The organism is Marinobacter adhaerens HP15 (assembly GCF_000166295.1).
Taxonomy (GTDB): Bacteria; Pseudomonadota; Gammaproteobacteria; order Pseudomonadales; family Oleiphilaceae; genus Marinobacter; species Marinobacter adhaerens.
Window position 1 is genome coordinate 3,619,141 of the sequence record NC_017506.1, and the last position, 15,189, is coordinate 3,634,329.

At 58.5% G+C, this 15,189-nt stretch carries 13 protein-coding genes; 6 read left to right on the forward strand and 7 right to left on the reverse strand.

Features of this window, described 5'->3' with window-relative positions; genetic code table 11:
• Nucleotides 1-121: 121 nt before the first annotated feature.
• On the reverse strand, nt 122-1,570 hold the full coding sequence (locus HP15_RS17040) for a rhomboid family intramembrane serine protease (protein ID WP_014578617.1): 1,449 nt from the start codon (nt 1,568-1,570) through the stop codon (nt 122-124).
• Between the two features lie 322 nt (nt 1,571-1,892).
• Between HP15_RS17040 and HP15_RS17045 the strand changes: the two genes are divergently transcribed.
• Nucleotides 1,893-2,333: an OmpA family protein gene (locus HP15_RS17045; protein WP_014578618.1), complete on the forward strand. Its 441-nt coding sequence runs from the start codon at nt 1,893-1,895 to the stop codon at nt 2,331-2,333.
• A gap of 82 nt (nt 2,334-2,415) precedes the next feature.
• On the opposite strand, the gene HP15_RS17050 is transcribed toward HP15_RS17045, so the two are convergent.
• From HP15_RS17050 to HP15_RS17070, 5 genes are all read right to left on the reverse strand, one after another.
• Nucleotides 2,416-2,817, reverse strand: coding sequence for an MAPEG family protein (locus HP15_RS17050; protein ID WP_041645712.1), 402 nt, complete (start codon nt 2,815-2,817; stop codon nt 2,416-2,418).
• A 2-nt stretch (nt 2,818-2,819) separates the two neighbouring features.
• The gene (locus HP15_RS17055) at nt 2,820-3,062 is read right to left on the reverse strand and encodes a GlsB/YeaQ/YmgE family stress response membrane protein (RefSeq protein WP_008175780.1); all 243 of its coding nucleotides are present in this window, start codon (nt 3,060-3,062) and stop codon (nt 2,820-2,822) included.
• Between the two features lie 95 nt (nt 3,063-3,157).
• Nucleotides 3,158-3,856 (reverse strand): lysophospholipid acyltransferase family protein, encoded by a 699-nt coding sequence (locus HP15_RS17060; RefSeq protein WP_014578620.1) that lies wholly within the window; start codon nt 3,854-3,856, stop codon nt 3,158-3,160.
• A gap of 48 nt (nt 3,857-3,904) precedes the next feature.
• Nucleotides 3,905-4,495 carry a class GN sortase gene (locus tag HP15_RS17065; protein WP_014578621.1) on the reverse strand — a complete coding sequence of 197 codons (591 nt, stop codon included), beginning with the start codon at nt 4,493-4,495 and terminating at the stop codon, nt 3,905-3,907.
• Nucleotides 4,492-6,606 carry a marine proteobacterial sortase target protein gene (locus tag HP15_RS17070; protein WP_014578622.1) on the reverse strand — a complete coding sequence of 705 codons (2,115 nt, stop codon included), beginning with the start codon at nt 6,604-6,606 and terminating at the stop codon, nt 4,492-4,494. The genes HP15_RS17065 and HP15_RS17070 overlap by 4 nt, the downstream gene beginning before the upstream one ends.
• 193 nt (nt 6,607-6,799) lie before the next feature.
• On the opposite strand from HP15_RS17070, the gene pdsR reads away from it, so the two are divergent.
• The 3 genes from pdsR to HP15_RS17085 are packed head-to-tail and all read left to right on the forward strand — an operon-like array spanning nt 6,800 to nt 10,861.
• Complete coding sequence (pdsR, locus tag HP15_RS17075) at nt 6,800-7,501, forward strand: proteobacterial dedicated sortase system response regulator (protein ID WP_014578623.1); 702 nt, start codon at nt 6,800-6,802, stop codon at nt 7,499-7,501.
• A 3-nt stretch (nt 7,502-7,504) separates the two neighbouring features.
• The gene (locus HP15_RS17080) at nt 7,505-9,535 is read left to right on the forward strand and encodes an ATP-binding protein (RefSeq protein WP_014578624.1); all 2,031 of its coding nucleotides are present in this window, start codon (nt 7,505-7,507) and stop codon (nt 9,533-9,535) included.
• Between the two features lie 18 nt (nt 9,536-9,553).
• Nucleotides 9,554-10,861 carry a DUF3422 family protein gene (locus HP15_RS17085; protein ID WP_014578625.1) on the forward strand — a complete coding sequence of 436 codons (1,308 nt, stop codon included), beginning with the start codon at nt 9,554-9,556 and terminating at the stop codon, nt 10,859-10,861.
• On the opposite strand, the gene HP15_RS17090 is transcribed toward HP15_RS17085, so the two are convergent.
• The gene (locus tag HP15_RS17090) at nt 10,862-11,653 is read right to left on the reverse strand and encodes an ATP-binding protein (protein WP_008175767.1); all 792 of its coding nucleotides are present in this window, start codon (nt 11,651-11,653) and stop codon (nt 10,862-10,864) included.
• A gap of 83 nt (nt 11,654-11,736) precedes the next feature.
• On the opposite strand from HP15_RS17090, the gene HP15_RS17095 reads away from it, so the two are divergent.
• Nucleotides 11,737-12,180 carry a methylglyoxal synthase gene (locus HP15_RS17095; protein WP_008175765.1) on the forward strand — a complete coding sequence of 148 codons (444 nt, stop codon included), beginning with the start codon at nt 11,737-11,739 and terminating at the stop codon, nt 12,178-12,180.
• 67 nt (nt 12,181-12,247) lie between these two features.
• Nucleotides 12,248-15,163 (forward strand): transporter substrate-binding domain-containing diguanylate cyclase, encoded by a 2,916-nt coding sequence (locus HP15_RS17100; protein ID WP_227499657.1) that lies wholly within the window; start codon nt 12,248-12,250, stop codon nt 15,161-15,163.
• Nucleotides 15,164-15,189 lie beyond the last annotated feature (26 nt).

The window sequence follows — 15,189 nt, forward strand, 5'->3', positions numbered from 1 at the left end:
GGCAGCGTATGGGGGCGGCTTCCCAAAACTGTGCGGAGCCAGGGATGGCGGAGCCAAGCGTACACGGATGTATTTACAGCGTGTTTTGGGAAGCCGCCCCCATACCCTGCCCCGAACTGTGTCAATTGGCCTGCAATAATTGGCGATAATGGCGTGCTTTGGGTGCCATCTGACGCTTCTCAAACTCTTCCACCAGCAACCGACAGGCCTCGGTTGTCAGCATGTCATCGCCGGTGCTTTTCAATCGCTCAAAGGCTTTCTCGGCAGCTTTCAGATCATGCTGTTTCAGGCTGGTAAACAACACCCGGTTATGGTCCTGCGCCGATAACGGCTGATAGCTTTCCCCTTTACCCAGGTATTCCTGCCAGATAGCAATCATCTGCTCTGGCTGGCGCCGGCTGAGGGCATCGTTCATAAGCTCTATGGCGCGATCACGATATTCAGGCAAGTCCGGGCGGAGTTTGGCCAACTGGTAAAGGTGTTCCAGCAGAATATGGCGTTCCGGATAGTGCTCACGAAGAGCCTCGAATTGCCGCCGGGCCAAATCGAACTCCATTCGGCCGAGGCTGGCCATGGCCTGGGCGTAACCGGTGGTAAACCGGGCATCCTGCTCTTCCTCTTCCGGTTCGAAAAATTCCTCTCGCACCTGCAGCCAGCTTTTGCCAAGCAGCCAGACCAGACCGGCACCTGCGATCAGACCGCCAGCGTGGGCCATGTAGGCGATACCGGTGGCACCGGCATACCAGTAATCGTAGATTTCCTTGCCCACCCATACCGGTAACAGAGCAATAGCCGGAGCACGGAAATAGTTGAAGTAAACGCCGAGAAAGTAGAAGAAACGGATCTTCTGCAGGCCATAAATGGCTACGTACATGCCCATCAGGCCGGAGATCGAGCCCGAGGCACCCACCAGGGGTACATAGCTACCCGCCGAAACCGCGGTAAACATCAGACCGGACAAGGCACCGCAAACCAGATAGGCAATCAGGTACCGACCCGGCCCCAGGGCTTTCTCAACGGTGAATCCCAGCAGGAACAGGAAGATCAGGTTACCGATGATGTGGCCCCAGCCGCCGTGCAGAAACTGGTAGGTGATCAGGGTATACAGTGACAGATCGGCAGGAACCAGTCCCAACTGGTTGGCACTCAGCTTCTGGATGTACTGCTGCTCTATCGCAGTGCGCTGCTCCTGCCAACGGGCCCTTTCTGTCGGCGCCCAGATCACATCACGGTTCTGCAGCAGATACTGGTAGAACTCCCGGTCCATCATCAGATTGATGGCCAGCCAGAAGGTTTCGTTCTCTTCCCGGAGTTGCTGAAACTGCTGTAGTTCGTATACCCGGCCTTCTTCACCCTGGAACTGGATTTGCCGTTGCAGGTAATCCTCGTAGGCCGGCGCCTCCAGCTCATGTAGGTCGGCGGCCAGGTACTGTTCAACGGCCTGCTCGAGTTTCCGGCTGTCGTCCCCCTGATAAAACAGGAAAACCAGCAGGCAGGCCATGATCAGGCCCAGGGTGACCCAGGGCGGGCGTTTCCAGTTGATGGCGTTCTCGGCGGGGATAATCAGCATGGGCGGTCACAATTCATCATAATCTGTCCCTGAAAGTCTGCTTTTTACCACAGCCACGCCTTCTTTTCGCGCTCAAATGGAATCCAGCGCAAAGGTCGCTATGGGTCAATCCCGGAAATGTGGCACACCCCACAGAGTCGGAAAAGCCCGGACTACCGGTGAGACTGTCATTGGCGCGTCACACAAATGACATTAAATCATTTCCAGCGACGGACTGTGCCGGGACATGTATCGACTTTTCGCCAATTGCCGTTATTCCTGCTCCGGCCAATAGTGAACAGGAATAACAAGAAAAACCGGATACCGAACCAAGGATTTTCAGATGACCGTACTTGTATTGGATAACCCGGGCCTGATCGCCAATGCTGCGATGGCCGCAGGCTTCACCGCTGCCACTTACGATGCCGGGACCAGACGCCCGCACCGCATGAAGTTCCATTACGGCTTCAACAAGCACTCACTGGACAAGGATGACATTGCCTTCCTGCAACAGCACGCCGCCTACCTGAAGGAGCATCCTTCCGTGAGCGTGCGGATTCATGGCCATTCCGACAACTTCGGTTCGGAGGATTACAACCAGTTTCTGTCACGATTGCGGGCCAATGCAGTGGCGCGAAGTCTCATTCAGGAAGGCGTGGAGGAATCCCGGATTCTAATGCGGCACTGGGGCTCAGCGCGCCCTCTGGCAACGCCGGAAGACAGGGCTGCCAACCGCCGAGTAGAACTGGAATACATGGACATGGATGTCGCCCAGGCACTCTGAGCGGCAATCCGGGATAACGGTTCCACAAAAAAAGGGGGCCTGGCCCCCTCTTTCTCCGTACCCCAGGTTTCAAGAACCCTGTTCAGCCATAGACCTGCCAGACGTTCCACAACAGCAATAAGGCTGTCACCAGAATCGCCAGCCAGGTCAGCAGAATGCCGATCATACGGGCCCAATGGGTGCCACCGCGACCGTTGATCATGCCGAAGGCATGAAGAATGCGGCCAACCACCAGCGCCATACCGGTCCAGTAAATCAGAGTACTGGAAACGCCGTTGAGCTCAGCGATAGCCAGCATGAGCAGACCGAGTGGCGCATACTCCACCAGGTTGGCGTGGGCCCGGACCGCGGCCTCGAAATCCCGATCATCGGTGACGCCCAGGCCCTTTTTGTACTTCAGACGAAATTTGACGACCTGCGCCGACAACACCAGCAAAAGAATGCCGATAACTGCGGCAAACACTCCGGTTACGGGTACGATCATGCTCAGGCCTTCTTGATTGCACTAACAATAGCGAGAAGCAACACAGCGCCTACCGTTGCGGTGACCAGCTCACCAACAGCACCCTGGGCCGCCAGACCGAGAAGGCGGAACACAAAACCGCCGAGAAACGAGCCGACAATACCGATACCGATGTTGGCCAGAATGCCAAAACCACGGCCCTTCATGATCAAACCAGCCAGCCAACCGGCCACACCACCTATAATCAAAAACAGAATCAGATTCATCTCTTGCCTCTCCCTGAGGGTCGTTGAACGAAACGATCAGTCCCGCAAGACTGCCCTGTTTACCGAAGTGCTTCAAGCACTTCCAGACGAGGCGATTACAATGTGGCAATCGTCTCCGACATTTTTTTGTGGCAACGCTCGATCAGCTCCGGAATATCATCAGCCGTGAGACCCTCGGTTTCGATGGGCGGTAAAACCCGAATGGCCACTGACTCACGCCGGCCGGTCCAGCCGACGGCCTCATCGGCGTACTCCTGAACACAGACCATGGTGATGGGCGCGCCCGATGCTACCGCTGCGTGAAACGCGCCTTTCTTGAATTTCTGCAGTCCCCGGCCTCTGCTGCGAGTGCCTTCGGGGAACACCCAGAGGCTCTTTCGATCCCGTGCGATGGCACTGCTGGTAGCCTTCATGACCGCGATAGCCTTGTGGGAGCGTCCGCGATTAAGGATAACGTTACCGCCCAGCCAGAAGACCTGACCAAAGAAAGGCACCCAGACCAGTGACGATTTACCAACCGTGACGGTGCGCGGCGGCAACAAGTCGCCCACAACAAACAGATCGTCATTGTGCTGGTGATTGGCAATGACGACGGTAGGCCGGTCCTGCGGCATGTTTTCCCAGCCTTCAAGAGGGCGCTCCATACCCAGAACCGCCCGCCCGAAACGAGCGACGACGCGCGCCAGGATACGGTTGTTGTCCGGATTGAACGGCCTCGCCGCGTAGAACACGAGCGCGAACAGGCAAATGATCGGTACGCTCAGCCACGCCAGCAGTTTTCTGATAATACCCATGCAACCAAACTCTGCAGCGAAATTTTGGCGCACAAGTGTACGCCAACTTTATATTCCGGCAACAGTGTCAATTTGTTCCCTTTGTTTACCCTTTGCCGAGGCTCTGACGACGTATCGCAGTGGCCCACCGGCGTCGACACTGTCGAACGGGTAACAGGTCACCAGCAGAAGCGTCCCCTCTGGCAGACGCTGGGTATCGATCAGCTCTGAACGGCTGTCCACCACCCGAACACCCTCCACCAGGTAACTCTGCCAACGGCCATCCCTGCCCTGCAGACGCACCTCATTGCCGGTCTCCAGTGCCTTCAGGCTCCGGAAATGTGTATCCCGGTGCCCGGCAATGATCACGGCTCCCCCGACATCTGCGCCTCCGGTTAATCGGCCCGGCCCAAAGGCCAGGCTCTCACCATGGGTATCGGCCAGAACAATCATCGAGTCGTTCAGTTCCGGAATAGCCAGCCGGGCTACCGGCCAGGTGTCCGCCCAGGGCCAGGGGCGCGATTCCGTCTGCCGGGCCTGGCTTTCAGCCCAGGCGATCGCCAGTAATTCCTGGGCGATAACCGCCTTGAGCGGAATCCATAACCCGAATACCAACAAGGTAGCAGAGCTGGTCAATAACAGAAGCAGAAGCCGGGTCATGCGAACGCCCTCCTCTGCAGCAGCACAATCGCCAGTGAAAACATCAACCCCACCAAACCGAGCGCGATAAGCAATGGTGCCGATGTTGCCGTCTGTGGATAGCGCAGCATGCCCGCCTGGCTGCCCGCCGGTAGAAGAGTGGGCAAATTATCCGATTCCATGGGCGCCTCTGAACTTCGGGCGGGTGTGGAATCCACGGCCACAAAACTGGTGTAGGCAGACATCAGGCCGTGCTGAACCGCCAGCTCGGTCAGGCCGGCCTCATCCGGCTCCCGGCCTGTGACCTTAGCCTCATCCTCCAAACTGTCGATTTTCTCCCTCGCCCAATGCCGATGCAGCCCCGTTGCGGGAGCGGCCTGCTGCAGATCGAGCGTTCTGGTCCAGTCCCTGCCACCCGGCAGGCGCCCCGACACCTCCAGCTGCCCCATGGCCGGGACGCCACGAACCACATGAATCAGCGGCTCGCCCTGGAACAAATCGCCCGGGCGTCTCGGAAACGATTCCTGACCGGCTTTCTGGCCGGGCCAGTTGACCCCGATATCGGTCAGAACCGGTGACTCCATGGCTGAGAACAGGGCCTGCAGAGGTCCATCCACATCGGAAGGCGAGTGAATCGCCGTGTAGGTACCCCGCCCCCAGCGGGCGGCTTCGCGCATGAAGTGCCGGTTCGGCGCAGAGCCAATAGCCACCGTAAACAGCCTCTGGTTTCCAAGCTGCTGGCGGATCTGCCGGAACAGCGCAGCTTCATTTCCCACCGCGCCATCGGTAATGAAAATGACCTGGCGCACCCGTGCGCCGTCTTCAGTCTCGCCTCCGCCTTCCAGGGCTCTGGAAAGGGCCGGTGCCATCTCGGTGCCACCGTCGGCACGAAGGCGATCCACATATTGGCGCGCCCGGGCAAGGTTGTTACCGGTGGCCACTTCAGGCTGCATGAACAGGGAATGCGTCTGGCTGTTGAACTGGATGACATTGAACCTATCCCTTGGTGTCAGTGTGCCCAGACCGGCCTGAAGAGCATCTCGGGCCTGGCGGATCGATTCGCCCGCCATGGAACCGGAGGTGTCGATCACGAACACCAGATCCCGGGGCAACGCCATGGCACCGCTTTCTCCAGGCACCAGCATGGCCATGAGGTAGTCCTCTCCTTCCCAGGACTGATGGAACACCGCTGCCGAGGGCTCTTGCCCGGCAACCGGGCGCCAGCGCACCACAAAGTCCCGGTCCATAAGGATTTCGCCCCCATCGGGACGAACGCTGAACGTCTGGCCGTCCTGACTGGTCGCAAGTCGGTGCGACGGGCTGGAGACGCTCTGAAGGGGGAGCCCGGAATCAATCACCAGATTGATCACCGCCCGATGGCTATCGTCCGCCACATCACCCGGATTGACCGTAAAGGGACTGATGGCAACGGCGTCCGGCACTTCGGTCGTCGGCACTGCCCAACCACCCTGCCACTGATCCGGCGCTGCACTGAGCGCCTTTCCCGGCATGTAACGGGGCGTCAGCGTGGTTGGCACAGTGAGTTCGAACACGCCGGCCTGATACTGCACCGGTTGTTGATACTTCAGCTCCACCGATACCGTCTCCCCCGGGGGAATGTTGGCCACCCGTGCGGTAAACAGATTCGGCCGCTGCTTCTCGACATTCGCCGCGTGCTGCCCGGCCTGTTTTGCTTTCTCATAGGTCCGGCGCGCCGTCTCCTTCGGCTGCACCTTGCCTTCGATCGTCCGCTCGCCCACTTTCATGGTCAGTCCATACACACTGGCCTTTTCCGGCAGCGGGAACACAAACACGCCCTCCCGCCACCGGTCGCTGGTGTTTCGAAAACGCCTCAGCAGCCGGGAGTCGGCAATCAAACCGCTGATGCGCACATCGAAATCGCTCTCCAGAACCAGGGCCGGCTCCTGCCACTGACCCTGGCCGTCAACGAAATGAAACTGGCCAACGTTGTCGGTCTCATTCGCCTCGGCATAGAGTGGGTGGACAAACAGCATCAACATCACGGCGAGCCAGAGGCTGATGCCCTCCAGGCAGCGCTTTAACCGGATTCGCTGGCCGCTGTTAGCGGAGGGACGTGAATAAAGCTTTAGAAGGGAACTGGAAATAATCATGAGGGAATCCTTGTGACTGCATGACTGTGCGAAACACCGCCATTTCAGCAATCCGGAAAGGAACTCCCATGGCAGATTGCGACAAACCGCCCTCGAAAAATGATGAATTGTGGCAACAACGCCCTTCGAACTTGTTATCAACACCTGCCGTGGTTAAATAGGCACACACCGGCAAGGGGAAGCAGCCGCCACCATGAAGAAACACGTTGTACTGATCGAAGACGAACCCGCCATCCGCGACAACTATCGCGCTGCGTTCGAGCGCCGTGGCTATCGTGTGAGCGCCCACGGCGACCGGGCTTCCGCCTGGCAGGTGCTGCGTCAGTCGTTACCCGACCTGGCCATTATCGACGTCGGGCTGGGCGATGAACCGGAAGGCGGTTTTGCCCTGTGTCAGGACCTGAGATCACTTTCCCAGACCCTGCCGATTATCTTCCTGACCGCCCGCGACAGCGACATCGATTCCGTCCACGGTTTGCGCCTTGGGGCCGATGATTACGTCACCAAGGACATGAGCCTGGACCACCTGCTGGCCCGGGTTACCGCCCTGCTCAGGCGGGCCGACGCCTGGGCTGAAGCCCTGCAGAAACCGGACGAGGTGCTCGAGCGGGGCAAACTCTCCCTCAATGTGGATCGCATGACAGTGGCCTGGGATGAAACGCCCATCGACCTGACCGTCACTGAATTCTGGATGCTGCACTCACTGGTTCAGCACCCCGGCCATGTCCGCAGCCGGGAACAATTGATGGAAGCCGCAAGCACGGTGCTGGATGACAATACGGTCACCTCCCACATCAAGCGTATCCGCCGCAAGTTCCAGCAGATTGACGCAACCTTTGACGGCATACAGACCGCCTACGGCATGGGCTACCGGTGGAACGCCCGTGAGGTTTGAGCCTTGAATCTCAAGCGCCAGCTGTTCGTTGCCAGCCTTCTGATGCTGCTGATCCCCTGGGCGGGCCTTCAGTTTGTTCTGGAGCTGGACGATGCCCTGCGCCAACAGGCCCGGCAGCAACTCCAGGCCCAGGCCGAACGACTGGCCGCGACCGCCGGCGATCAGATCATCGGCACGCCGGTGGTCCGGCCCGGTGAGCCTGCCATCTACGTGGAACCTTTTGCCGGCAACCTGAACCTGGATGGTTACGCTGACGATTGGCCAGGATATGACGAGGCAAACCAGACCAGAAACTGGCAAAGAGTCGCCAGCGGCAAAGCCGGGGAAACGGCTCTGCAATGGCAGGCCGCTACCGATAGACGGAACCTGTATCTGCTGATTCGCGTTAGCCATCGGCAACCCGTGTTCTTTAATCCCGGCAGCCCGGAACAGGCCCATGACCGGCTGAGGCTCTGGCTGGAGCCCTCTGGCGGCAACCTGGCCCAGGAATCCGGCCGGCAGTCCTGGTTACTGCGCACACCGGCTCCCGGCCAGCTCTATGGCCTTGAAGAGAAAGGCGGCCAGCCTGACTATCGCCTCTCCGGCTTTTTGCAGGGCGCCGGCGATGGCTGGCAGCTGGAACTGAAACTGCCCATGCCAGTCGACCGCAGCCGCCTGGGTTTTGCGGCCTTATGGAGCAGTGATCAGGTAACCGGCGTCTCCACGTCGGTTGATCCATTGCCGGTGCTGGTCAGTCGAAATCTCGCCCTGGAGCGACAGCTGGAACCACAACTTAACCCCGGCCAGCAGGCCCGACTGGTTGAACCGGCCGGATGGGTCATCGCGAGACAACAGGCTGACTCAGCCGTCACAGCGCCAGAGTTCGACAGTCTCAGCCCGGTGCAGGTGATCGAAAAGATCAGTCTCAATGCACTCAGAGGCCTGGTGCGCCTGTACCAGCCAGAACCCACCTCAATCGAAACCGACACCAACCGTGTGGACGTTGAGGCGCTACCGGAAACGAGCCTGGTCCGTCATGAAGATGACAGCGTCTGGCTGCTGACCACCCGGGAGGTTTTCGGTGGCCGCACGCTGATTCTGGAGCAATCGCTGGATCAGCTTCTTACCCTCTCCGGCTCTGCCCTCGGCTCGGTCATTGCCCGCAGCACCCTCATCATTGTTGCTCTCACCCTGGTTCTGCTTGGCTATGCCAGCTGGCTCTCCTGGCGGATTACACGACTGCAGCGTGCTGTCAGCGCCAGTATTGATGAAGACGGCCGGATCACGGGCAGAGTGCCGGATGCCCGAAGCAAGGACGAACTGGGCCAGTTGCAACGGCACTTCAGCCAGATGGTAGATCGTCTCCACGGGTACAACCGCTACCTGGAAAGCTTCTCCCGGCGACTCTCTCACGAGCTTAAAACACCTGTCGCCGTGGTTCGCTCCTCGCTGGAAAACCTCAACCACAGCGATTCGGAGGAAGAGCGCAGGCAATACATCGAAAGGGCCGCTTCCGCCACCGAACGCCTCCGGCAGATACTCCACGGCATGAGCGAAGCGGCGCGCCTGGAACAGAGCTTGGACCATGCGGATAAAGAACAGTTCGATCTGGCGGAGGTGGCCGCAGAAGCAACCGCTGCGTATCAGGCCCTCGACAGCAGCCATCAGATCCGCTACTCGGGGCCGCAGGCAGGCTGCAAGATCACGGGTTCGCCAGAACTGATGGTGCAACTGCTCGACAAGCTGGTGGACAACGCCCGTGATTTCACACCACAGGATGGCCTGATTGAGGTGGGCCTGGAGACAACTTCGGAAGGTCTGTGTCTATCGGTCTTCAACGAGGGTTCAACGCTGCCCGAAGACACAACAACAGACATCTTCAGCCCCTTCGTTTCAATGCGGGACGGCCAGGAACAGGGCCACCTGGGACAGGGGCTACTCATTGTCAACCTGATTGCCGACTACCATGGTGCCCATGTGGAAGCCCGGAACCGCGCCCAAGGTGGCATTGACGGTGTGTGCTTCCGGGTTATGATCCCAGCTATCCACTCTTGACCACAGGACCACCATGCCGTGAGCGCACGCCTGGAATCCCTCGACATTCACCCGCTTCGGAACGATCTCTACAACGAGCTGCACTCAAGGCCGTTCCAGGTGCTACCGACACCGGCGCGGGTTACCCAGATGGCGGTTCTGACAACACCTGAGCAACGGCAGGAACAATTCCGGCACCTGCAGGAACTCCATCGGCTGATGGGGCATCCGGTACCGGAGAACGAGGTGGGCTGCTTTGAACATACCTTCGGTGCCCTGCGGGTGCGTCGCGAGATGCACATGGAATTCGCGTCCTACACCTTTATCAACCTGGCTGCGGGTGAGGAAACACCCTTTAGCGAGACCGGCATTACACCGTTGCCCGAGGGGTGGCTGGAACAGCTGACCGGCACAGTGATTGCGGCATTCCACCTGGAAGTACGGCCCGCCGCTGACGGAACCGAAGGCGACCTGGACTATGTACGCAAGCACTTCGAAGGCATGCGACTGGTCGGGAGCAGTCCCCAGGAGGGTGCCGCCAGGGTATGGGGCACCTTCCGGCTACACAGTGACGGCTTTGGCCGGTTCATGGTGATGAACCACCACATGTCGGACAGCCAGCTGGGCCGTCTGACCCAGCGCCTGATGGAAATCGAAACCTACCGCCTGATGTCACTGCTGGCACTCCCCGTTGCCCGGGAAATCACACCGTCACTGAACGATATGGATGAAAAACTGGCCGTGATCACCCGGTCACTGGCGGAAAATGAGGATGTGGACGAAGAAAAACTGCTGGCCCAACTGACCAACATTGCGGCCCGTATCGAGGCCTTCCGGGCCCACTCCACGTTCCGTTTCTCTGCCACCCGCGCCTATCACCGGCTGGTACTGACCCGCCTGGAAGAATTGCGGGAAGACGAACTCTCCGGCCACCTGACCCTGACCGAATTCATGACCCGCCGACTGACTCCGGCAGTGAAAACCTGCGAAGCGGTGAGCGAACGGCTGGAAGACCTTTCCCGACGGGTCGACCGTGCCTCGGACATGATGCGCACCCGGGTGGAACTGGCCATTCAGAGCCAGAACCAGCAACTACTCAGCTCCATGGACCGGCGCTCCAAGATCCAGTTGATGATGCAGCATACGGTGGAAGGCTTCTCGGTGGTGGCCATCACCTATTACCTGATCGGCCTGCTCAAATTCGGGCTGGATTCGGTTTACGAAGCCGGTGTTGCCTTTAACAAGACCCTGGTTCTGGGCATCGCCATTCCGGTGGTGATGACCCTGGTGTTTCTCGGGGTTCGGGTGGTCCACCATCACTTCATCAAGATGGCAAAACGGCAGTAGCTACTTCAGCCTGCCGAGATCCTGCTCGCCGGCAAACTGCCGGTAAAACTGCTGGGCCGTGCGACCATTGCGTACGCCCTTGGCAGTGGCGAAGCGGATCGCCTCCCGATGCAGGCCTTCCCGATCATCAAAGTCGGGGAACAGCGCGTCCACCGCCTGCAGGTAAACAGCCTGCGAAAACGCATAAAATGAAAGCTGAAGACCGAACCGGTCCGCCAGGGACACCTGCTCTTCGATGGCCTCGGCCGGGTGCAGCTCACCGTCGCGCATCTCGCTCTTGAGGTTATCGGACATAAATTCCGGCATCAGATGGCGGCGGTTGGAGGTGGCATACACCCTCACATTTTCCGGGGGCAGTTCCAGGGAACCTTCCAGCACACTTTTCAGTGCCTTGTAGCTGGACTCACCAACGTCAAACGACAGGTCGTCGCAGAAGATCACAAACCGGAACGGCAGCTCGCAGATCTCATCGACAATTTCCGGCAAGTTGACCAGATCATCCTTGTCCACCTCGATCATCCGCAGCCCTCGCTCCTGGTAGCGGTTCAACAGCGCCTTGATCAGCGACGACTTGCCGGTGCCGCGTGAGCCCCAGAGCAACGCGTTGTTGGAGGGCTCACCGGCCAGAAACCGCTCGGTATTGCGGGCCAGAGCCTGCTGCTGTCGGTCGATGCCCTTCAGATCCTGCCATTGCACCGGATCGAGCCGTCGGATGGCGCGCAGCCCCGACCGATGCCGACGCCAGACAGCCGCCGGTGTGGATTGCCAGTCAAACGATGTTGTCGCGGACATAAACCTCTTTCCTATTCCGAACCGGGCCAGCCTGTGAAACACTGGCACCGTAAAAACCTTGATAACAGGAGACTTTACCCCAAATGGCCGTAAAATCCGTCGCTTTGGTGGCACACGACAACAAGAAAAAAGAACTGGTGGACTGGGTTGCCGAGAACCGCACCCGATTCGCTCCGCTGAAACTCTACGCCACCGGCACCACCGGCCGGCTGCTCCGGGATAACCTGGAGCGGGACGATATCCATTGCCTGCTAAGCGGTCCCCTGGGCGGCGACCAGCAAATTGGCGCCAAGATCGCCGAGGGCGAAATCGACCTGCTGGTGTTCTTCTGGGACCCCCTGGAACCTCAACCCCATGACCCGGACATCAAGGCCCTGCTGCGCATTGCCGCGCTCTGGAACATTCCAGTAGCCTGCAACCGCGCAACTGCCGAATTCATTCTTACCTCGGCGTACATGACAGACGACCAGCATCATCCGAAAAAGCCGGACTTCTCCGATTACACCGGCCGCCCAGTGAGCACCTGAGTAATGTTCAATCGAGTCGGTTAAGGCTACACTTAAGTCGAAGCTGTAAAGGATCGCCGGCTCGCCGATGAAGACTTCCGATACTCACAAAGAAACTCGATACCGGAGCGTGGCCGCGACAGTCCTCTGGGCCCTTTGCCTTTTGCTCGCATCCCCACTGGCGATGTCCGAACAGGCCGACGACACCGTGACTGTCGGCATCGTGGGCGACAACAAACCCTTCTCGTTCGACGATGGTCCCGGCGCCTCCGGTTTTTCTGTTGATGTGCTTCGCGAGGTCGCCCGAAATGCCGATCTGAACTTCCGATTTCGCGCTGGCAGTTGGCCGGAGATCTACGATGCATTTGTTCGGGGTGATCTGGATGTCATTGACGGCATCTCGTTCAGTGACGAGCGGGCAGGAAACATCCTGTTCACCAAGCCCTACCACCTACGCCAGACCTATCTGATGCAAAACACCCAGAGGCCACTGGGAGACATCAATACTCTCTCAGATCTCAAGGGACTTCGGGTAGGCATTGTGCGCGACGTGTACTATCGCGACGCCCTCCAGGCAGAAGGTGTCTCCCTCACAAGCTATGATTCCGTTCACAGCCTCATTCGGGCCCTCGCGTTCGGCTGGGTGGATGTGATTGTGGGCCCCAGGCTCATACTTCAATACTATGCGAACCAGGCCGGATTCGGTTTTCTCGAAATTGTCGGCGCTGCGCCACTCGGGGAACTGGCGACCGAGGATTTTCGCATTGGCGTGCTGAAAACCAATGAAGACCTGTACCAGAAGATCGCCTTCGGGCTGGAACAGATTCCGAAAGAGCGAATCAGCGAACTGCTCAAGCGTTGGCAGGATCTTGGAGGTAACAGTCTCGTAGGCGGAACCAGTTTCTCCCTGTCGCCAGAACAGCGCAGGTTCATTGCTGAAACGGGCCCGGTTCGCGTTGGCCTGATGCGGGATTACGCACCCTACAGTTTCGAAAGCGGCACACGAATTCACGGCTTGAGCGTCGATATCCTCAATCGGATATCGGACCTGACGGGATTACAGGTGATACCAGTTGAGGGGCAATGGGTAGAACTGTTGCCATTATTCCGGGATGGCGAGATCGACGTCCTGGCCAACATGTCTTTCAGACCGGAACGGGAGGCTTTCACTCGTTTTACCAAGCCCTATCACACCATCCCGAATGTCGCTTTTACCCGGGACCCAACCCTGAGAACCGAGACTCTGGCTGATCTCAAAGATCAGCGTGTTGCCCTGGGTTCCGGTATTTACTACGAAGAGCCTGTCAGAGAGGCCCTGGGCGAAAATGCCCGAATATTCACGACCCAGGAGGCCATGTTCCAGGCGCTATCCCGAGACGAGGTGGATGTTGTTCTGGCCGCCCTGCCCAATGGCAACTTCTGGATTCGAGAGTTGGGCATCCCGGGTGTCCGGATCGCCGGCGAGCTGGTTCTGGACGAACAGACGGGAGAAGATCTGCGGTTCGGTGTGAGGCCGGGGCTCGCGCCGCTCGCGGACATCCTTGACGATGCATTGGCAGCAATCACGCCGGAAGAAATGCACACCATCGAGAGCCGATGGTTGGGCGCCAGTGTTGATATGGAAGTCCAGGAAACTGGCGAGGTTTCTCTGAACGCCGTTGAGCTCGCCTGGCTCGGGACGCATAACAATCAACTCAGCTACTGTATTGATCCGGACTGGTTCCCGTTGGAAGGCCTGGACGAGGAAGGCAGGCATGCCGGATTATCCGCAGAGGTTGCCCGACTCTTCTCCAAACGATCGCCCGTGGACTTCGAACTGGTTGCCACGGACAGCTGGACCGAGTCCATTGCCTCGATCAAACAGGGTAAATGTCAGATTTTTACCATGGCGATGCAAACGCCGGAGCGGTTGGAGTTCCTCAACTTTACTGAACCCTATCTTGAAGTGCCTACCGTTGTGCTGGGCAGGATCGAAGCTCCCTTTATCGAGCGAGTGGGCGATCTTCGTGGCCAAAAAATTGGCGTTGTCGAGGACTATGCGTTCGCAGAGCTGCTCCAAAGCCGCTATCCCTCCTTGAACCTGGTCGAAGTTCCCAATGAACAAGCTGGCCTGAGGCAACTGCAGAACAACGAACTGGATGGTTACATCACCACTCTGGCAACCGCCAGTTACTATATGCAGGAACTCGGCCTCGCTGATTTGAAGGTCATCGGGCGGATTCCAGCAGACTGGTCGCTGTCTATTGCAGTCAGGAAAGACGAGCCTGTTGTTCTGGGCATCATGCAGAAACTGGTATCCAGTCTTACCACCCAGGAACGCAAAGACCTCGAAAGGCAATGGCGCAACATCCGCCTCAAAGAGCCTGTGGATTACACCCTGATCTGGCAACTGTCGATCGCCGCCATTGTGATCGCTTTCCTACTGGTTTACTGGAATAGAAAGCTGAATCGCCTCAACCATGATCTGACCGAGGCCAACGAGACGCTCGCGAAACTCAGCGTTACTGACGACCTGACAAAGTTGGGCAACCGAAGCTACTTTGACCAGGAATTCCGGAAGAGCTTCCAGTGGTGCCAGCGCCACCATTCTGGCTTTGCAGTGGCCATGGTCGACGCCGACCACTTCAAAAGGATCAACGACAATTACGGCCATGAAGCGGGCGACATCTGCCTGCAAACACTGGCAGAGCTTATGCGCAAACATTTCCGGCGGGAAACCGACCGGCTCTCGCGCTTCGGTGGCGAAGAGTTCGTCATTTTCGCCAGCTATGAGGACAACAGCGAAATTCGCAACCGGCTGGAATCCTTCCGCAAACACGTCGAAAAAAGCTGCTCGGTATGCGGAGAACACGACGTTCACCTCACCATCAGCATTGGTCTTGCCACTGGCATACCGGGCCCCGACGACTCGCCAGCAGAGTTTCTCAGACAGGCAGACCAGGCGCTCTACCAGGCCAAGCAGAACGGTCGCAACCGGCTGGAAGCGCGTTCAGTGGGTTCCTGAGTGGTGCTAGACTGAACAAAACAAAG